This is a genomic window from Dactylosporangium sp. CA-152071, assembly GCF_050936335.1.
Taxonomy (GTDB): domain Bacteria; phylum Actinomycetota; class Actinomycetes; order Mycobacteriales; family Micromonosporaceae; genus Dactylosporangium; species Dactylosporangium maewongense.
Genome location: NZ_JBNJMZ010000001.1, coordinates 6,033,105 through 6,051,182, shown reverse-complemented (window position 1 = coordinate 6,051,182; position 18,078 = coordinate 6,033,105). Strand labels below are relative to the sequence as shown.

At 71.5% G+C, this 18,078-nt stretch carries 16 protein-coding genes; 4 read left to right on the top strand and 12 right to left on the bottom strand.

Annotated features, from left to right (window positions below; genetic code table 11):
* Positions 1 to 39 precede the first annotated feature (39 nt).
* From ACQEVZ_RS27060 to ACQEVZ_RS27030, 7 genes are all read right to left on the bottom strand, one after another.
* Entirely contained in the window at positions 40 to 1,059 is a 1,020-nt protein-coding gene (locus ACQEVZ_RS27060) for an ATP-binding protein (RefSeq protein WP_433371376.1), read from the bottom strand.
* On the bottom strand, positions 1,056 to 1,760 hold the full coding sequence (locus ACQEVZ_RS27055) for a response regulator transcription factor (RefSeq protein ID WP_344500888.1): 705 nt from the start codon (positions 1,758 to 1,760) through the stop codon (positions 1,056 to 1,058). The genes ACQEVZ_RS27060 and ACQEVZ_RS27055 overlap by 4 nt, the downstream gene beginning before the upstream one ends.
* A gap of 74 nt (positions 1,761 to 1,834) precedes the next feature.
* On the bottom strand, positions 1,835 to 2,647 hold the full coding sequence (locus ACQEVZ_RS27050) for a LytR/AlgR family response regulator transcription factor (protein WP_344500886.1): 813 nt from the start codon (positions 2,645 to 2,647) through the stop codon (positions 1,835 to 1,837).
* Positions 2,648 to 2,667: 20 nt separating this feature from the next.
* Positions 2,668 to 3,855, bottom strand: a complete 1,188-nt coding sequence (locus tag ACQEVZ_RS27045; protein ID WP_344500884.1) for a sensor histidine kinase — start codon at positions 3,853 to 3,855, stop codon at positions 2,668 to 2,670.
* Between the two features lie 201 nt (positions 3,856 to 4,056).
* Positions 4,057 to 5,568, bottom strand: coding sequence for a sugar transferase (locus ACQEVZ_RS27040; RefSeq protein ID WP_344500882.1), 1,512 nt, complete (start codon positions 5,566 to 5,568; stop codon positions 4,057 to 4,059).
* Positions 5,569 to 5,766: 198 nt separating this feature from the next.
* Complete coding sequence (locus tag ACQEVZ_RS27035) at positions 5,767 to 7,185, bottom strand: DUF2142 domain-containing protein (RefSeq protein WP_433371370.1); 1,419 nt, start codon at positions 7,183 to 7,185, stop codon at positions 5,767 to 5,769.
* Positions 7,186 to 7,189: 4 nt separating this feature from the next.
* Positions 7,190 to 8,050, bottom strand: coding sequence for an Fpg/Nei family DNA glycosylase (locus tag ACQEVZ_RS27030; RefSeq protein WP_354890108.1), 861 nt, complete (start codon positions 8,048 to 8,050; stop codon positions 7,190 to 7,192).
* A 34-nt stretch (positions 8,051 to 8,084) separates the two neighbouring features.
* Between ACQEVZ_RS27030 and ACQEVZ_RS27025 the strand changes: the two genes are divergently transcribed.
* Together ACQEVZ_RS27025 and ACQEVZ_RS27020 are read left to right on the top strand one after the other, a co-directional pair.
* Complete coding sequence (locus ACQEVZ_RS27025; RefSeq protein ID WP_344500876.1) at positions 8,085 to 9,236, top strand: glycosyltransferase family 4 protein; 1,152 nt, start codon at positions 8,085 to 8,087, stop codon at positions 9,234 to 9,236.
* Complete coding sequence (locus tag ACQEVZ_RS27020) at positions 9,233 to 10,585, top strand: hypothetical protein (RefSeq protein ID WP_433371366.1); 1,353 nt, start codon at positions 9,233 to 9,235, stop codon at positions 10,583 to 10,585. The genes ACQEVZ_RS27025 and ACQEVZ_RS27020 overlap by 4 nt, the downstream gene beginning before the upstream one ends.
* On the opposite strand, the gene ACQEVZ_RS27015 is transcribed toward ACQEVZ_RS27020, so the two are convergent.
* From ACQEVZ_RS27015 to ACQEVZ_RS27000, 4 genes are all read right to left on the bottom strand, one after another.
* Positions 10,551 to 11,360, bottom strand: coding sequence for a hypothetical protein (locus ACQEVZ_RS27015; RefSeq protein WP_433371363.1), 810 nt, complete (start codon positions 11,358 to 11,360; stop codon positions 10,551 to 10,553). The genes ACQEVZ_RS27020 and ACQEVZ_RS27015 overlap by 35 nt on opposite strands.
* A 5-nt stretch (positions 11,361 to 11,365) precedes the next feature.
* Entirely contained in the window at positions 11,366 to 11,863 is a 498-nt protein-coding gene (locus tag ACQEVZ_RS27010; RefSeq protein ID WP_344500870.1) for a SigE family RNA polymerase sigma factor, read from the bottom strand.
* A 64-nt stretch (positions 11,864 to 11,927) separates the two neighbouring features.
* Complete coding sequence (locus ACQEVZ_RS27005) at positions 11,928 to 13,238, bottom strand: hypothetical protein (protein ID WP_433371359.1); 1,311 nt, start codon at positions 13,236 to 13,238, stop codon at positions 11,928 to 11,930.
* A gap of 140 nt (positions 13,239 to 13,378) precedes the next feature.
* A complete protein-coding gene (locus tag ACQEVZ_RS27000) occupies positions 13,379 to 14,815 on the bottom strand; it encodes a GuaB1 family IMP dehydrogenase-related protein (RefSeq protein WP_433371356.1) in 1,437 nt (478 codons plus the stop codon).
* A 166-nt stretch (positions 14,816 to 14,981) separates the two neighbouring features.
* Between ACQEVZ_RS27000 and ACQEVZ_RS26995 the strand changes: the two genes are divergently transcribed.
* Positions 14,982 to 15,374, top strand: a complete 393-nt coding sequence (locus ACQEVZ_RS26995) for a CBS domain-containing protein (RefSeq protein WP_344500864.1) — start codon at positions 14,982 to 14,984, stop codon at positions 15,372 to 15,374.
* 963 nt (positions 15,375 to 16,337) lie between these two features.
* Here the strand turns inward: ACQEVZ_RS26995 and ACQEVZ_RS26990 are convergent.
* Positions 16,338 to 16,841 (bottom strand): Uma2 family endonuclease, encoded by a 504-nt coding sequence (locus ACQEVZ_RS26990; protein WP_433371352.1) that lies wholly within the window; start codon positions 16,839 to 16,841, stop codon positions 16,338 to 16,340.
* Positions 16,842 to 16,940: 99 nt separating this feature from the next.
* On the opposite strand from ACQEVZ_RS26990, the gene ACQEVZ_RS26985 reads away from it, so the two are divergent.
* Entirely contained in the window at positions 16,941 to 18,032 is a 1,092-nt protein-coding gene (locus tag ACQEVZ_RS26985) for a PLP-dependent aminotransferase family protein (RefSeq protein WP_433371349.1), read from the top strand.
* Positions 18,033 to 18,078: the final 46 nt, after the last annotated feature.

The window sequence follows — 18,078 nt, the reverse complement described above, 5'->3', positions numbered from 1 at the left end:
CGTCCGGCTGTCGCCGGACACGTACTGAAGACGCTTGGATCAGACGGGCAGGGTGACCCGGATGCGGCAACCCGCCATGCCATCCGGTTGCTCGATGACCGCGATCGTGCCGTTGTGCAGCTCGATGAGCCACTGGGCGATCGCCAGCCCCAGACCCGTGCCGCCACCGGAGGCGCGGGCGCCGCGGGTGAAGCGTTCGAAGACCCGCTCCCGCTCCGCGTACGGGATGCCGGGCCCTTCGTCGGCGACCTCGATCATCACCCGGTCGCCGTCGCGCCGGCCGATGATCGTGACGGTCCCGCCGTCGGGGCTGTGCCGGGTCGCGTTGTCGACCAGGTTGGTCAGGACGTGGTGCAGCCGCGCCCGGTCGGCACTGACCAGGGCGTTCTCCGGGAAGGCGCAGGACAGGTACTCGACCTTGTAGCCGGCGGCGGTGGCCTTCACCTCGGCCTCGGCCACCACCTCGATGAGCAGGTCCTCGATCCGGAAGTCCTCCCGGTCCAGCGGGACCACGCCGGCGTCGAGGCGGGACAGGTCGAGCAGCTCGGTGACGAGCCGCCCGAGACGTTCGGTCTGGGCGAGCGCGGTGCGCAGCGTCGCCTGGTCGGGCTGGACGACACCGTCGACGACGTTCTCCAGTACAGCCTGAACCGCCGAGATCGGGGTCCGCAGCTCGTGCGAGACGTTGGCGATCAGCTCGCGGCGCTGCTGGTCGGCGGCGGCGAGCTCGGCGGCCATCTGGTTGAACGCGACGGCGAGCTGGCCGACCTCGTCCTTCGACGTCGCCCTGACCCGGGCGGAGTAGTCGCCGCGGGCCATCGCCTGCGCCGCGGCGGTCATGTCGCGCAGCGGCGACGTCACCCCGCGGGCCAGGACCTGCGAGGTGAGCAGCCCGACCGTCAGCGCGATCTCCGTCGTCGTCGGCGGGATCCAGCCGATGCCGATCCAGAACACGCCGAGGCCCGCGCCGGCGGACGCGACGAGCAGCACCGCGAGCTTCAGCTTGATCGAGCGCAGCGGGTCGAGCGGCCGGGGCAGCAGGTCCAGGAAGTCCTTCATGTGGTCTCCAGCGCGTACCCGACTCCGTGGACGGTCCGGATCAGGTCGGACCCGAGCTTGCGGCGCAGCGCCTTGATGTGGCTGTCGACGGTCCGGGTGCCTGACGCGTCCGCCCAGCCCCACACCTCCGCGAGCAGCCGCTCCCGGGGCAGGACCGTGCGGGGGCGGGTCGCGAGGTTCACCAGCAGGTCGAACTCGGTCGGCGTCAGGTGCGCCTCGACGCCGCCGCGGCTGACCCGCCGCTGCGCCCGGTTGATCTCCAGGTCGCCGAGGACGATCGGGGTGGCGTCCGGGTCCGGCTGGGACTGTGCCAGCCGCTCCAGGCGCCGCAGCAGCACGTGGACGCGGGCGGCGAGCTCCCGCATCGAGAACGGTTTGGTGAGGTAGTCGTCGGCGCCGACCGCGAGCCCGACGAGCAGGTCCGTCTCGTCGTCACGGGCGGTGAGCATGAGCACGGCGACGGGCCGCTCCGCCTGGATGCGCCGGCACACCTCGAGGCCGTCGAACCCGGGCAGCATCACGTCGAGCACGACCAGGTCGGGGCGCAGCAGGCGGGCCGCGGCGACGGCGGACGGCCCGTCGTGCGCCTGGTCGACGGCGAACCCTTCGGCGCGGAGCCGGACGGCGATCGATTCCGCGATCATCCGCTCGTCGTCGACGACGAGCACCCTGCGCCGTTCCCCGGCCCCACCTGCGGTCATGCCAGCAGCGTATTGGGTAGATGCGAGGGGCAACGGTGCGTGATGTGTGGAAGTCGTGAAGACCTGTCCTTTGTTTATGACCACGACTTCGCGGCGCGGACCAGTCTGTCCTTCAGCTCTCTGGTGTGCCGGCGGCTCACCGGCAGCTCGTGGTCGTCGATGACCACCACGTAGCCGGTGTTGGTCATCCGCAGCTCGGTGATGAGCTTCAGCTGCACCAGGAAGGAGCGGTGCACCCGTACGAAACCCGCGTCCGCCCAACGCTCCGCGAGGGTCGCCAGAGACACTCTGACCAGGTGGGACGCGTCGGCGGTGTGGAGCCTGGCGTAGTCGCCCTGGGCCTCGACCCAGCGGACCGACGAGCGGGGCAGCATCCTCGTCGTGCCGGCGAGTTCGACGGGGATCGTCGGGTCGTCCTGGCGGTCGCGCCGGCCGGCCACGGACGGGTGCGTGGGCACGAGCCTGGCGGCCAGCACGCGGCGCAGCGACTCCGCGATCCGGTCGGCGCGGACCGGTTTGCGCACGTAGTCGGCGACGCCCAGGTCGAACGCCTCGGCGGCGCGGTCGTCGTATGCGGTCACGAACACCACGGCGGGCGGCTTGGCGAACCGGCCGAGGACCCGGGCGAGCTCCATGCCGTCGAGCCCGGGCATGCGGATGTCGAGGAAGACGGCGTCGACGTCGATGTCCCGCAGGACCCGCAGCGCCTCGGTCGCGTCGCCGGCCGTGTGGAGCCGGCCGACGCGGGGGTCGGCGCGCAGCAGGTACGCGAGCTCGTCGAGCGCGGGCACCTCGTCGTCGACGGCGAGGACCCGCAGGAAGCCGGGCTGCTGCTGGTGCTCGTGCACGACCTGGCCGGTAAGGCTCCTGCCCGCGCTCGAGCTCATCGGCTGCTCCGCACTCCGGTTCATTGGCTGCTCCGCACTCCGGGGTGGAACTTCGGGACCCGCATGCTGACCTTCGTGCCCGCGTCGGGGGCTGTCTCGACCACGACGCCGAACCCGTCACCAAAGACCGACCGTAGCCGCTCATCGACGTTGCGCAACCCGACGTGCTGCCCGGCGTCGGTGGTGTCGTCGGCGCTGAGCAGCGCGGCAGGCTCCATCCCCACCCCGTCGTCCTCGACGGTGATGTGACATTCCGCGCCCGCGTCCCGCGCCACGATGCTGATCGTGCCCATCCCGGGCTTCCGCGACAACCCGTGCCGCACCGCGTTCTCGACCAGCGGCTGCAGGCACAGGAACGGCAGCGTCACGGGCAGGACCTCCGGCGCGATCTGAAGCCGCACCTGCAGCCGCTCACCGAACCGCGCCCGCTCGATCGTCAGGTACCGGTCGATGGACCGCAGCTCCTCGGCGAGTGTGGTGAACTCCCCGTGCGCCCGGAACGAGTACCGCGTGAACTCCGCGAACTCGAGAATCAACTCCCGCGCCAGCTCGGGATCGGTCCGGACAAAACTCGCAATTGCCGTCAACGCGTTGTAGATGAAGTGCGGGCTGATCTGCGCCCGCAGCGCCCGGACCTCCGCCCTGGCCAGCCGCGCCCGCGACGTGTCGAGCTCGGCGAGCGCCAGCTGCGTCCCCACCCAGCGCGCGGTCTCCGCCGTGGCCTGCACGAGCCCCGGCGCCGGCGGCCCGTCCGACAGCGCGACGAGCGCCCCCTCCCGCTGCGCGAGGGGGACGACGACGGCCCCGCGGACCGGGCAGTCGACGAGGTCGCACGGCAGTTCGTCGCTGCCGAGCACGGTGGACCGCCCGGCGGTGACCGCCTTCGCCCCGGCCGCCGCCACCTGCTCCCGGTGGTGCTCCCCCGCCCCGTCGAACGCCAGCACCCGCGCCGCGTCGGTGACCGCGATCCCGGCGGCCCCGGTGAGCGTCCGCAGATGCCGGACCGCCTTGCCCGCCGCGACGTCGGTCAGCCCGTTGCGCAACGGCTCGGCCGCGAGCGCCGCGATGTGCAGCACGTCGTACGTCGCCCGCTGCGCCGCCGTCGCGATCGCCCGCCGCGACCGCAGCCGGACCACGGCCCACACCGCGACGCCGAGCGCCACCGCCAGCCCGACGACCGCGATCCCAGCGGCCAGGTTCCCACCCACGCGCCCATCCTGGACCACCCGAGCAGCCCACGACAGACCGAAATCCCCGGCGAGACACCGCAGCCCAGCGGGAGGGTGACGAGATGGCGGGTGAGGAGCGGATGAATGGCAGGGCGGGCGCGGAGGGCCGGCTCAGGCGCGTGCGCACCAACGCGATGCCGGCCGGATCCCGAAGCCTCTACCCAATCGGTGCCCGCTCTGTCAGTAGGCGCCCTTGCGGAAGACGACGACGCCGATGGTGCGCCAGAGGGTGTGCAGGTCCAGGACGAGGGACCAGTTGTCGACGTAGTAGAGGTCGAGGCGGACCGCGTCGTCCCAGGAGAGGTCGCTGCGGCCGCTGACCTGCCACAGGCCCGTGATGCCGGGGCGGACGAGGAGGCGGCGGCGCACGTCGCCGAGGAAGTCGCCGTCGTCGGCGGGGAGGGGGCGGGGGCCGACCAGCGACATCTCGCCGGCGAGGACGTTGAGGATCTGCGGGAGCTCGTCGATCGAGGTGGCGCGCAGCCACTTGCCGACCTTGAAGACCCGCGGGTCGTTCTTCATCTTGAAGAGCAGGCCGTCGCTCTCGTTGTGCTCGTCGAGGGTGGCCTGGCGTTCTTCGGCGTCGACGTACATGGTCCGCAGCTTCCAGACCTTGAACATCTTGCCTTCGCGGCCGATGCGGGGCTGGCGGAAGAAGATCGGACCCGGGTCGGAGAGCCTGATGGCGAGGGCGACGATCGGGAAGAACGGCAGGACGATGAGCAGGGCGACGAGCGCCAGGACCCGGTCGATGACGTTCTTGAAGAGCCAGCCGATGCCGGAGAGCTTGGGCTCCTCGACGTAGAGCAGCGGGATGCCCTCGATCGGCCGGATGTGGACGCGCGGGCCGGCGATGTCGGTGAGCTGCGGGGCGACGGCGAGGTCGATGCCGGTGCCTTCCAGCTGCCAGGCGAGGCGCCGCAGCTCGACGGGCTCGGCGCTGGCGGAGCCGCAGACGGCGATCGTGTCGGCGTTGAGCTCGCGGACCAGGGAGAGGATGTCGCGGCCGGCGTGGACGGGCACCGGGGTGACGGTGCTCGGCCGTGGCGCGTAGCCCTCGATCAGGTGGATGCCGACGGGGACGAGGCCGGCGGCGGGGTCGCGGGCGATCGCCTGATGGACCTCGAGCGCCTCCTGGAGCGTGCCGATGAGCAGCAGCCGGTGGGTCGCGAGGTTGAACTTGGTCCGCACGTACTGCAGGGCGCGTCTGGCGAAGTAGCGCAGGACGAGCACGTAGAGCAGGCCGCCGACGAGCGCGGCGCCGACCGAGGTCCGGGAGACCGCGGTCTTGGTCGCGAACGCGGCGAAGGCGACGATCGCGACGACGGTCCACGAGGCGCGCACGACGCGCTTGAACTCGTCGGTGCCGGTGCCGAGGTAGCGGCGGTCGTAGGCGCCGTGGCCCCAGAGGACGAGCAGCCAGACGGCGGGCAGGATCCCGAACGTGATCGAGGTCCACAGGCCGGGGGCCTGCTCGAAGATCTCGTTGGTCTTGGTGTCGAGGAAGGTCCTCGCGGTGACGCTGGCCATGACACAGGCGAGGGTGTCGAGCAGCAGGAGGATCGCCGCGTAGGGGCGGTGCCACCGGGAGACCCGCCGGGCGCGCTGCCAGCCGGAGCGGGGCACGCCGTTGGGGCCGAGCGGAGTGAGCGCGTGTTCGGGAAGGATCTCGAAGCTGTCAAGCTCACCCAAGATAGATCTCCGGCTCGGCGGGGTGGCCGGACGTTGGAGACTAGCGGTCACCTGAGTGTGTCCTCTCGCACCACGATCCGGGGATCAGGGCGCTCAACTGCTCGACCGGGTGGGATGTGGTCGCCGACGCAAGAACACCCGATCGCACGCGAGAAGTGTCCCATGTTGGTTCGGGCTACTGACGACGACCGGCCGAGACTAGTTGCTGAACGTGTTGGCTGTCGAGTGCACTGGCGTGGGCCGGACAGAACTCCGCGTGACAATCACCGCGAGTAGCGCACCACCTACCAAACACGCCAGAAGGGGCACAACACTGCCGAGCGGCGGCTGCCAGGTTCCACCGAACGGGTTCAGCCGTTCGTTGATTCCGTGCTGGAAGCGGGTCATGACGCGGGCCAGCGCGTACAGGTGGAGCGGGATCGTCACGGCGACGATCGCCGGCACGAGCCAGCGAGAGGGGGGCCACGTTGCGTAACGGTCGGTGGACCCGGCGAGGAGGACCGCGCCGACGGCGAGCGGCATGACGTAGCGGCCGTGGGCGAAGTGGCCGACCTTCGGGGCGAAGTAGAGCTCCAGGGCGACCAACAACACCAGAGACGCCAGGCTGACAGCGAGGATCCCGATGCGCAGCCGCCACGGTCCGAACCAGAGGGCGGGAACGACCACGGCGAGGATCAGCAGGTACCAGAGTCCGATCATGCCGAGTGAGACGGTGGTCTCGCCGTAGCCGAACTGGCCGACGATCTGGCGGATCCAGAACTCGGCGCGGTTGTCGGCGATGTCGCGCAGGATCGCCCCGCTGGTGGTGGCCGCGATCGGCCGGCCGGGGTCGACGGCATCGCCTCGGGACGCGACCAGTGTCCAGAAGACGGCGAACGCGAGGCCGCCGGCGGCCGGCAGCCAGAATGCCCGCGACCGGACCCACGTCTTCGTCACGAACAGCGACACCGCCAGTACCGACGCCGCGAAGAACGGACCGAGGTCCCTGGTGGTCAGCAGCAGCGCCGCGGCGACCCCTGCCGCGGGCCAGTGTTTGCGCAGCGCGGCGACGTAGAGCAGGACGGCGGCGCTGATCTCCAGGCCGTTGGGGTTGAGCGCGCCGGCGAGGTTCAGCAGCATCGGGGTCGCGGCGAGCACGACCGAGGCCCGGAGCAGCGCCGTGCCGGCGAGGGCGAACGCCACGGCGAGCAGCAGGGCCGACAGCAGGGCGGACAGCAGCCGCGCCCAGATCAGGCCGGCGTTCGTCGGGGAGATCCGCAACGGCAGGCCGACCAGGGCGTAGTAGATCGGGCTGTACCGGGCGGCGGCGCTGGGCTGCAGCACCACCGACCGGTCGTCGGTGAACGTGAGGCAGGACGCCGGCCGGTAGGACGGCTTGTCGATCCACGTGCAGTCGGCGTCGGAGGGCAGCAGGCTGCGGGGGCCGGTGAACGCGTTGGTCTCGATGCCGCTGGCGTCCACGGCCCGGTCGTGCGGCAGCCATTGGCCGGTCCACACGGCCCAGGCCCTGACGAGGTGCTGTTTCTCGTCGTAGGTGCCGTTGGACGGCAGCGCGAGCGCCCATGCCGCGCCGAGGAGGAAGAAGCCGGTGAACGCGATCAGGAAGGCACGGCGCACCGGGTCAGCGTACGAGCTTCGACAGCCGACGGTCGGCCAAGGGTTTGCCGTTGGTCTGGCAGGTCGGGCAGTACTGCAGTGACGTGTCGGCGAACGAGACCTCGCGGACGGTGTCTCCGCAGACGGGGCAGGGCAGGCCGGTGCGGGCGTGCACGGCGAGGCCGGAGCGCTTCTCCGACTTCAGGGTCGCCGCCTTCTGCCCGACCGAGCGGGTGACGGCGTCGGTCAGCACGGCGCGGGTGGCGGTGTGCAGGGTGGCCATCGTGTCGTCGGTGATGCGGTTGGTCAGCGCGAACGGCGACATCTTGGCGGCGTGCAGGATCTCGTCCGAGTAGGCGTTGCCGACGCCGGCGATCACGGTCTGGTCGGTGAGGACGCCCTTGATCTGGCCTTTGCGGCTGCGGATCGCGGTCGCGAACTCGTCGGTGGTGACCGCGAGGACGTCGGGGCCGAGCCGGGCGATGCCGGGCACCAGCCGGGGGTCGGTGACGAAGTAGGCGGCGAGGCTCTTCTTCGTGCCGGCCTCGGTGAGGTCGAAGCCGGAGTCGTCGTCGAGTCGCACCCGGACGGCGATCGGGCCGGAGCCCGGTTTGAGCGGGGTCTTGGCGTTGAACGTCTCGCGGTAGTGCAGCCAGCCGGCGCGGGCCAGGTGGGTGACAAGGTGCAGGTCGTCGCCGACGTGGATGTCGAGGAACTTGCCGTGCCGGGACGCGCCGGTCAGGGCCTGGCCGGCGGCGGCGGTCACCGGCGGGTCGAAGGTCTTCAACGCGCTCAGCGACGGGACCTCGATGCGGTCGATGGTGTGGCCGACGGCGCGCTCGCGGAGGAACGCGGCGAGCGCTTCGACCTCGGGAAGCTCGGGCACTCGTACAGTCTGCCTCAGTTAGTCTTTTCCCGTCATGAAGGTCGTTGTCGCGCACAATCGCTACGCGTCCGGCGCACCGTCCGGTGAGAATGTCATCGTCGATGCCGAGATCGCGCAACTGTCCAAGGCCGGAGTGTCGGTGCTGCCGTTTCTGCGCAGTTCCGACGAGATCGGCACGTTCTCCACGGCGCGTAAGGTGCTGCTGCCGCTGTCACCGATCCGCAACGGCGACTCGCAGCGCGCCCTGGAAAAGCTGATAAAAGCGGAAAAGCCGGACGTGTTGCATTTGCACAACGCCTATCCGCTCCTGTCGCCCTGGGTGGTCCGGACGGCGCATTCGGCAGGTGTACCGGTGGTGCACACCGTCCACAACTACCGCCAGGTCTGCGCGCCGGGACTCTATTTCCGCGACGGGCACATCTGCACCGAGTGCCGGGGCAAGTCGTTCGCGCTGCCGGCGATCCGGCACTCGTGCTACCGGGACTCGAAGGCGCAGTCCGCGGTGATGGCGACGACGCTCGCCGTGCACCGCGGCACCTGGCGCGGGGTGGACCGGTTCGTCGCGCTCACCGACCGGATCGCGGAGCACCTGCGCGACTTCGGCATCCCGGACGAGCGGATCACGGTCAAGCCGAACGGCATCCCGGACACGGGAGCGGCCCCCGGTCGCGGCGAGGGGTTCCTGTACGCGGCGCGGCTGACCCCCGAGAAGGGCCTGTCGCTGGTGCTGGACGCGTGGCGGCGGCATCCGGACGGGGCGCTGGGGCCGCTGCGGATCATCGGCGACGGCCCGCTGCGCCCGCTGGCCGAGGCGGCCGCCGCGGAACGCTCGGACATCACGTATCTGGGGGTGCTGCCGAACGCCGAGGTGCGGGCGCAGATCGGCGCCGCGTCGTGTGTGATCGCGGCGTCCACGTGGCACGACGTGCTGCCCACGATCGTGCTGGAGGCGCTGTGCGCGGGGCGGCCGGTCCTGGTCACGGACCGGGGCGGGCTGCCGTTCCTCGCCGGCGACGCCGGGTGGGTCGTCGAGCCCGAGCCCGCCGCGCTCGCCGGCGGGCTGATCGTGGCGCACGCGGGCGCCGCGGCCCTGGCGCCGGTGGCGCGGGCGCGCTTCGAGGGGCACTTCTCCCCTGATGTGCTCACCCAGCGGCTGATCGACGTCTACCGCAGCGTCGTGCGGTGACCCCCCGGCGGGCCGGTTGGACCGTCGCCGGGATCGTGGCCGTCGGCCTCATCGCCGGCGCGGTCGAGCTGGTCGTCGACGACAGCTACCGCGACGCCGCGCTCGCGCTGGTCGCCGGCCTGATCGCGGGGGCGGTCGGGGCGCTCACCGTGTCGCTGGTGCCGGGCTCGGACCTGCGCGGGCTGGTCCTCGGTGCGGTGTTCGCCGTGCAGGGGGTGCTGAGCTGGACGTACACCAACACCGGCGCCGTCGTGTGGGGCCTGCTGCTGCTGTCGGGCCTGCTGCTGCTCTTCTGGTTCCGGCCGGTCTCGTTCCTTGCCGTGCGGTCCGGCGCGGCGTGGCTCGGCGTGTCGTACCTGATCATCGGCGCGCTCGGTGCGGCGCTGGTGTTCAAGCCGGAGATCGCGGTGCAGCGCACGCTGTACGCCGGATATTTCGGACTTGTCGTGCTGACGGTGTTCGCGTTCCGGGGGTCGTTCGCGCGGCTCACGCTCGGGATCGCGGTCGCGTTCCTCGGCACGGTCGCGGTGCTGCTGGCGGCCGGGTCGGGCAACCTGTTCACGTCGCCGCACGTCGTGCCGGACACGCCGTGGGGGCGCGGCTTCGAGTACCGGTTCTGGGGCGCGTCCTGGCTGCTGGACCACCCCAACGCGATGGCGTGCATCGCCGTGCTCGCCGCGATCCGCATCGGCGCCGACACCGGCGTCGCCGCCTGGCAGCGCATCGGATCGGTCGCGACCGCCGCCCTGGTCCTGTGCGCCAGCGACTCCCGCACCGGCTTCCTGCTCATGGCGATCGCGACGCTGGCGTTCATCTGGTACGGCCGCCGCCTCACCCTCGTCCCCGCCGCCGCACTCGGGCTCGTGCTGCTCGTCAACGGCCCGTCGTTCCTGGTCAAGGAGCGGTACGGCGACGACGCCGGGGTCAGCAGCGGCCGGGTCGAGACGTGGCGGCAGGTCGGAACCGACTGGCGGCACGACAGCCGCACCGAGCAGCTGCTCGGCAACACCCGCGACGCCCGGGCCACCGTGTACCGGGCGAGCAGCGGCGCCGACATCAAGCTGACCGTCGACAACGCGCCGATCGCGGCGCTGCGCAAGGCCGGCGTGGCCGGCGTCGCCGCCTTCCTCGCCGGTCTCGGCCTGCTGCTGTGGAACGTGTGGCGGCGCCGCCGGGACGCCGACCCCTGGCTGGTGGTGCTGCTCCCGGGCGCGCTGTTCACGATGATCACGAACGAGTGGCTGATCGGTGGCACGGGCGGCACGCTGTGGCTGCTGCTGCTCGCCGGGGAGGCCGCCCTGCTGCTCGGCCCGGTCAGTCCACCCAGCGCTCCGGCTTCTCGACCTTGACCGTCCTGCCGTAGTCGGCGAACTCGACGGTGACCGTGGCGACCAGCTTCTGGTCCACCAGCCCGTAGAACGGCGTGTTGTAGGTGACCTTCTTGACCTTGCCGTCCGCGACGGTCGCCTCGCCCTCGGTCGGACCCGCCGGAATCGTGAACCGGTAGACGCCGGCGGACGCCTCGGTGACCGTGCCGACCTTCGCGAGGTTCTGCAGCAGCTGAGCGGGGTCCCCCGACACCGGGAACGGGTCGTCGCCGAGGCCGCTGAACGTGAGCGAGTCGTGCCGCCCGTCGTTCTGGAACTTCCAGTGGCCCTTGCCGTCGCCGATGAACCGTTGCCCGTCGACGAGGCGCTGCTCGCTGCCGTCGCCGTAGTGCAGCACGCCGGTGGTGGCGGCCGGGTCGAACTCACCCCTGGCGGTGCGGGTCTCGGGGCCCGCCACCATCGTGATCGTGAACGCGTAGCTGGTCGACCCGCTGGCGGCGACCGCGGCGGCCAGCCTGATCTGCGGCGTCCCCTGCTGCGTGCTCTCCTGCGCGCTTCCCTGCGCGCTCCTCTGCGCGGTCGCGGCGGGGCCGTTCGCTGGCGGCTGCTGGAGCGCGACGGCGCCGGCGGTGACCCCGAGGACGGCGGCGGCGGTGACCCCGGCCAGGGCCGCGGTGCGGCGCCGGCGGGCGCGGCGGCGGCCGCGCTCCAGCAGCAGCCGGGTCGGCGCGGGCGAGCCGGGCTCGCGGTCCACCAGGTCGTGCAACTGGTCCGAAAGGTGCTGGTCGATGGGCATGAGCGTCACCTGTTCTGTTCGAAGATCGGTGTGCGCAGGGCGGCCCGCAGCTTGGCGAGCGCCCGCGCGTTCTGGCTCTTGACCGTGCCGACGGAGCAGCCGAGGATGGCCGCGATCTCCGTCTCGGGCAGGTCCTCGTAGTGGCGCAGGACGACGACCGCGCGCTGCCGGGGCGCCAGCGCCCGCAGGGCCTCGCGGAGCAGCTCGGTGTCTGGGTGCCGGTCGGCGGAGCGGTCGGCGGCGTCGGGCGGGTCGGCGACGAGCCGCTCGCGGCGCAGCCGCCGCCACAGCGACACGTTGTTGTTGACGAGCATGCGCCGCAGGTAGGCGTGCGGGTCGTCGGCGCGGGCCAGCCGCCGCCACCGCTCGTAGATCCTGACCAGGCAGTCCTGGAGCAGGTCCTCGCCGCGGTGCCGGTCGCCGGTCAGCAGGATGGCCAGCCGCAGGTGCCGCTGCCAGGCGGCCTCCACGAAGGCCACGTAGGTGGCGTCGGTGTCTTCCACGGCCCTTGCACGTCCGGGGGGCCCGAAAGGTTGCTCGGCTTTCTGCGTCTCAGGCTTTCTGCGTTCAGGCCTTCTGGGTCGCGTCCAGTCGCGGCGCCGGCGTGGGTGCCGGCGGGCCGACGGACTTCAGCGCGTACCCGTACAGGACGACCATGCAGATGAGTCCGGTGGTGGAGCCGGTGAGCAGGCCCCACGCGGCGCCCTGCAGGCCCTGGCTGGCGCCGACGGACAGGCCGGTCAGCGACACGGTCGCGAACACGACGTACTGCACGAACAGCATCCTGGCGCGGTGCATGCCGCGCATCGCGGCGGTGAACGGCACCTGGAGCAGGTACACGGCGCCCTGCAGCGCGATCGGCAGGGCGAGCGGCGCGGCCTCGGCGAACTTGTCCGTCGTCGTCAGTACCCACGACACCAACGGCCACACGATGACGACCATCAGCGTGCCGAGCACCGCGAACGCGAGCGCGAGCTGTCTGGTCTGGCGGCGCAGGGTCGCGGCGGCATCGGCCCCCTCGGCGCCGGGCTTCGCGGCGTCGGCGGCGGCCCGGGACGCCCGCGGCACCAGCAGCCCCTGGATCGCCGCCACCAGGTTCTGTACCGGCTGCAGCTGCACGGTCTGCACGAAGCGCAGGTTGCCGAGCTCGATCTTCGACAGTTTGCCGGCGACGAGGAAACTGATCGCGAGGACCTGCACCTGGGCGACGATCGCGGTGGCGGTGAACCAGCCGGACAGGTGCCGGGTCTCGGCGAGCCACGCCTTCGGGTTGCCGCGCCACGGCACGCGCTGCTCGCGCAGCAGGTAGACGGTGGCGCCGGCGGTCGCGCCGATCCCCCACGCGGCGAGGAACCCGCCCGGGCTCTCGTTGCCCGTCAGGATCATCAGGATGATCACGACGCCCTGGGTGCCGGCCCACACGAGGTCGATGCCGAGCGCCTTGTCGGGCCGGCGGTCGGCGAGGTAGTCGCACCGGGCCGTGTCGTGCAGCATCAGCGGCACCATGAACGGCACCAGCCAGATGAGCTCGTCGAGATCGATGTTGCCGTCGTGCGGCCAGACGAGCCACAGCACGGTGAAGACGACCATCGTGGTCACGCCGGAGCAGAGCGCGGTCGTCAGCCCGTTGCGGATGAGCCGGCCCCGGTGCTCACCCTCGAACCGCGACGCGAGGGCGAGCAGCACGTCGCCGACGAACGCCCGGTTGAGGTACATCGAGAAGTAGCCGACGCTCAGCGCGAGCGCCAGCGCGCCGAACTGGTCCTTGGGCAGCAGGATGCCGCCGAGCAGCGTGTTGGCCGCGTTCGCGGTCGCGATGACGACCTGGTCGAGCAGGCCGGCACCGACGAAACGGGACGCGACGCGTATCGCCTGCATACGGCGGCTGCGGGAGGGCTGCTGGCCGGTAACCTCTGGCGGCTGCTGGTCGGTCACCCTCGACGGCCATGGTCGCGAACGAGCTTCACGACACGCACCATACGTGACCTGCGGGTGACGAGACTATCCCGTCGGCCCCTTCACCAACTGACATCCAGCGGTTTTCCCTCCGCGTACCCGGCGGCGCTCTGCACGCCCACTGTGGAACGCTCCGCGAACTCCTCCAGGTTGCCCGCTCCGGCGTACGTGCAGGCGCTGCGGACCCCGGCGACGATCTCGTCGAGGATGTCCTCCACGCCTGGACGGCGCGGGTCCAGATACATCCGCGACGATGAGATGCCCTCTTCGAACAGGGCCTTGCGGGCGCGCTCGTACACGCTGTCGTCGGCGGTCCGGCGGCTCACCGCGCGCGCCGACGCCATGCCGAAGTTCTCCTTGTAGAGCCGGCCGCTCTGGTCGCGCCGCGGGTCGCCCGGCGACTCGTGGGTGCCGGCCAGCCATGAGCCGATCATCACGTTGGACGCCCCCGCGGCGAGCGCCAGCGCCACGTCGCGCGGGTGACGCACGCCACCGTCGGCCCATACGTGCCTGTCGCGCCGCTTCGCCTCCGCCGCGCACTCGAGCACCGCGGAGAACTGCGGCCGGCCCACCCCGGTCATCATCCGCGTGGTGCACATCGCGCCCGGCCCGACGCCGACCTTGATGATGTCGGCGCCCGCCTCGATGAGGTCCGCGACACCGTCCCTGGTCACGACGTTGCCGGCGACCACCGGCACGCCCGGGTCCAGCGCCCTGACGGCCCGCAGCGTGGAGATCATCCGCTCCTGGTGCCCGTGCGCGGTGTCGACGACGAGCACGTCCACGCCGGCGGCGAGCAGCTTGTCCGCCCGTCCCGCCGCGTCGCCCGTGATGCCGATCGCGGCGCCGATGCGCAGCTGCTGGTGCTTGTCCACCGCCGGCTGGTACAGCGTGGCGCGCAGCGCGGCGTTCCGCGTCAGAATTCCGACAAGCCGGCCTTCGGCGTCGATGACCGGGGCGAGCTTGTGATGCCCGGCGGTCAGCTGCACGAACGCGTCCTCAGGGCTGATGTCCTCCGGCAGCGTCTGCAGGTTGCGCGACATCACGCTCTGCAGCTGGCTGAACCGGTCGACGTCGTGGCAGTCGCTCTCGGTCACCACACCCACCGGCCGGCCGTCCTGCACGACGATCACCGCGCCGTGCGCCCGCTTCGGCAGCAGGTCCAGCGCCAGCGACACCGTCTCCGTCGGCCCCAGCGTGATCGGCGTGTCGTGCACCAGGTGCCGCTGCTTCACCCACGACACCGCCTCCGCGACCACGTCGATCGGGATGTCCTGCGGGATGACCGCCAGGCTCCCCCGCCGCGCCACCGTCTCCGCCATCCGCCGCCCCGCGACCGCGGTCATGTTCGCCACCACGATCGGGATCGTCGTGCCGCTGCCGTCCCGCGAGTTCAGGTCGACCGCCATGCGTGACTCGACGGCGCTGCGGCTCGGCACCATGAACACGTCGTCATACGTCAGGTCATAGCCCGGCTGCTGATCGTTGAGGAAGCGCACGTCTCGGAACTCTAACGCGCGTTCCGGCGCGGTATCGGGCCTTCTCGCGCTCCTTCTCGCGTCATGCCCCTGTTCCTGCCACCTCCGCGAGGGTGGTCAACCCTTGAGCGCGCCCTCCTGAGCAGGGAGAATTGCGTGAAGTGCCGGTTGCGAGGAGTGATGCCTGATGCAGGTCCACGAGGCCATGTCCACCGCTGTCGTCCAGCTCGGCCCCGACCACACGCTCCGCCAGGCCGCCCAGCTGATGTCCCGCCACCGCGTCGGCTCCGCCATCGTCCTCGACCCCGACGGCGCGGGCGTCGGCATCATCACCGAACGCGACATCCTCAAAGCCATCGGCGCCGACCTCGACCCCGACGTCGAACGCACCGCCGAGCACATCACCTGGGAAGTCGTCTACGCCAGCCCCACCTGGACCATCGAAGAGGCCGCCTCCGCCATGGTCCGCGGCGGCTTCCGCCACCTCGTCGTCCTCGACAACGACGATGTCCTGGGCGTCATCTCAGTCCGCGACATCCTCCGCGTCTGGGTCCACCAGAACTCCCCCGTAGCCGCCTGACGCTGTTTCCCTCTTCCACCGCTGCCGCCCCCACGTGATCCAAGAACGGTTCCGGCCCCAACAACCGGAACCGTCCTTCGATCATCCGTCGAGGGGCTGCGGGGGTGTGTCCATCAGGGGCAGGTGCATCGCTGGCGGTCCAGCGGCGTGGAGGTTGTCGGGTGAAGCCTGTCAGGACGACGGTCGTACCGCCTTTCGGGGTTCGCCGGTGCTGAGGGCGATGGACCGTGGTCAGGTCGCACTGGCAGGGAGGCGCCGCGGGGAGCCCGACAGGCCGCGGCGCTCGATCGGGCTTGCCGGGCACACGACAACTCAGGTCGTGTCGGGCTCGACCCGGCCGCGTCGGGGCGACCGGCCACCCTGCGGCGCTTGACCTCCACGCGGACCCCGGCGGGCACGCGAGGACCAATCAGCCCCACGCGGCACCCCGCCGGGCACGCAGCCGGGCACGCAGCCGGGCACGCAGCCGGGCACGCAGCCGGGCACGCAGCCGGGCACGCAGCCGGGCACGCAGCCGGGCACGCAGCCGGGCACGCAGCCGGGCACGCAGCCGGGCACGCAGCCGGGCACGCAGCCGGGCACGCAGCCGGGCAGATGCGGCACCCGAGACCGGTCGTCGCAGCCGACCGGCACGACGGAGCCGAACAGGCGCAGGACTCGGCCGACACGAGGGGACCCGAACAGCCGCTGGACCCGGCTGGGCGTGCGGAACCGGCCGGGCAGGTCAGGACGGACGTCGGGAGCCAAGGACGGCGGGCAGGCCGAGGCCGCGGCGGCCGACGGTCGGCGACGAGCAGCACCGGAGGCGACTGGAAGGAGCGGAACGGCCGGGTCCACGCGGGGACTCGTGCGCCGGCGGCGCCGCCTCGTGCCCCGCGTGAAGAAGCGCGCCCGCCGAGCGTCAGGGAGCCGGACCGGCCCGGCTCGAGGACGCCGTGCTCAGTGTGGGCCGGTGGCGGGTCGTCAGCGGATCAGGGATGTGTCGATGGTCATGGGGAAGGGGACGGTGGTGGTGAACGGGGTGGTGGGTGTCGCGGTGATGGTGGTCTCGTAGCCGTCGGGGTGGGGGCTGGGCATGGGGTTGGTGTGGACGGTCAGGGTCTGGTTGCGGGCGTCGAGGATCCAGTACTGCGGGATGCCCGCGGCGCCGTAGTCGTGGCGGCGCAGGACCAGGCCAGGCAGCGGGTTGCTGAGGGACATCACCTCGACGGCGATCAGGACGTCGGTCGCGGGGACCACGTCGCCGTCGTCGTCGGTGGCCTCGGGGCGGGTGACCAGCAGGTCGGGGACATAGGTGCGACCCTCGCCACAGTCGACGCCGAGGCCGACGGCCAGGACGGCGAAGTCGGGCGGGCAGGCCTTGCGCAGCAGCGTCTCGAGGCGGTGGCTCGCGCGGCGGTGGGAGACCGCCGGCGGCAGCGTGAGCAGGGACTGAGCCGAGTCAGCCAGAACACCAACCATCGTCATGCCCCCATGCTGCCACTGGGGTACGACATATTTTTTCCACCAGGTGGAGCGCGCGGAACTCGGCTGAGGGGCACCGGCACGCTCTCGTAGGCTGGCGGCATGCAGCTCATCTCTTTTGCCCGTGGCGCACCCAGTCTCGACATCATCGACATCGACGGGCTGAAGGCCGCTGCGGTGCGGGCCTTTGAGGCCGACCCGGCCGGCATCACCGCGTATGGCACGTCGGTCGGCTACCTTCCGCTGCGGTCGTGGATCGCGGCCAAGCACGGCGTCGACGCGGAGCAGGTCATCGTGACCAACGGCTCGCTGCAGGCCGACGCGCTGCTCTTCGAGCACCTGGTGAAGCCGGGCGACGCGGTGATCGTGGAGAAGCCCACGTATGACCGGACGCTGCTCAACCTGCGCAACCTGGGCGCCACGGTGCACCAGGTGACGGTCGACGCCCACGGCATCGACACCGACGAGCTGCGCGCGTTGCTCGAAACAGGGGTGCGCCCGACGCTGGCGCACATCATCCCGAACTTCCAGAACCCCGCCGGGGTCACCCTGAGCGCGGAGAGAAGGGCGACGCTCGTCGCGCTCGCGCAGGAGTTCGGGTTCACGATCTTCGAGGACGACCCGTACGCGGACATCCGCTGGCGCGGCGAGAAGCTGCCCACGATGCTGTCGCAGGACACGACCGGCGTGGTCGTGCACGCGAGCTCGTTCACCAAGACGATCGCGCCCGGTCTGCGGGTGGGTTACCTGGTCGGGCCGAAGGCGACGATCGCGGCGATCGCGAAGCGGGCCACCAACCTGTACATCTCCCCGAGCATGGTCGCCGAGGCGATCACGCACCAGTTCTGCGTCAGCGGGGACATCGAGCGGTCGATCGCGAAGGTGTCGGCGACGCTGGGCGAGCGGGCCCGCCTGCTGGCCGAGGGGCTGCGCAAGCACGTGCCGGACGCGACGTTCGTGGAGCCCGACGGCGGCTACTTCCTGTGGGTGGAGCTGCCCGAGGACGTCGACACGACGGAGCTGGAGACCGTGGCGGCCCGGGACTTCGGGGTGGCCGTGGTCAAGGGCAGCGACTTCCTCCTGGAGGGCGGGAAGCACTCGGTGCGGCTGGCGTTCTCTGCGGTACTGACGGACCAGGTCGACGAGGGTGTCAGCCGCCTGGCGGCGGCGATCGAGGCCGTCCGCAAGGGCTGAAACGCAGCTGAACCAAAGCGACACCAAACCGTGATGGCGGGGTGGG

Excerpts from the sequence above, each read along its gene's own strand:
- ACQEVZ_RS27060 (WP_433371376.1), bottom strand. The coding sequence starts at position 1,059 with ATGAAGGACTTCCTGGACCTGCTGCCCCGGCCGCTCGACCCGCTGCGC.
- ACQEVZ_RS27055 (WP_344500888.1), bottom strand. The coding sequence starts at position 1,760 with ATGACCGCAGGTGGGGCCGGGGAACGGCGCAGGGTGCTCGTCGTCGAC.
- ACQEVZ_RS27050 (WP_344500886.1), bottom strand. The coding sequence starts at position 2,647 with ATGAGCTCGAGCGCGGGCAGGAGCCTTACCGGCCAGGTCGTGCACGAG.
- ACQEVZ_RS27025 (WP_344500876.1), top strand. The coding sequence starts at position 8,085 with ATGAAGGTCGTTGTCGCGCACAATCGCTACGCGTCCGGCGCACCGTCC.
- ACQEVZ_RS27015 (WP_433371363.1), bottom strand. The coding sequence starts at position 11,360 with ATGCCCATCGACCAGCACCTTTCGGACCAGTTGCACGACCTGGTGGAC.
- ACQEVZ_RS27005 (WP_433371359.1), bottom strand. The coding sequence starts at position 13,238 with ATGCAGGCGATACGCGTCGCGTCCCGTTTCGTCGGTGCCGGCCTGCTC.
- ACQEVZ_RS26995 (WP_344500864.1), top strand. The coding sequence starts at position 14,982 with ATGCAGGTCCACGAGGCCATGTCCACCGCTGTCGTCCAGCTCGGCCCC.
- ACQEVZ_RS26990 (WP_433371352.1), bottom strand. The coding sequence starts at position 16,841 with ATGACGATGGTTGGTGTTCTGGCTGACTCGGCTCAGTCCCTGCTCACG.
- ACQEVZ_RS26985 (WP_433371349.1), top strand. The coding sequence starts at position 16,941 with ATGCAGCTCATCTCTTTTGCCCGTGGCGCACCCAGTCTCGACATCATC.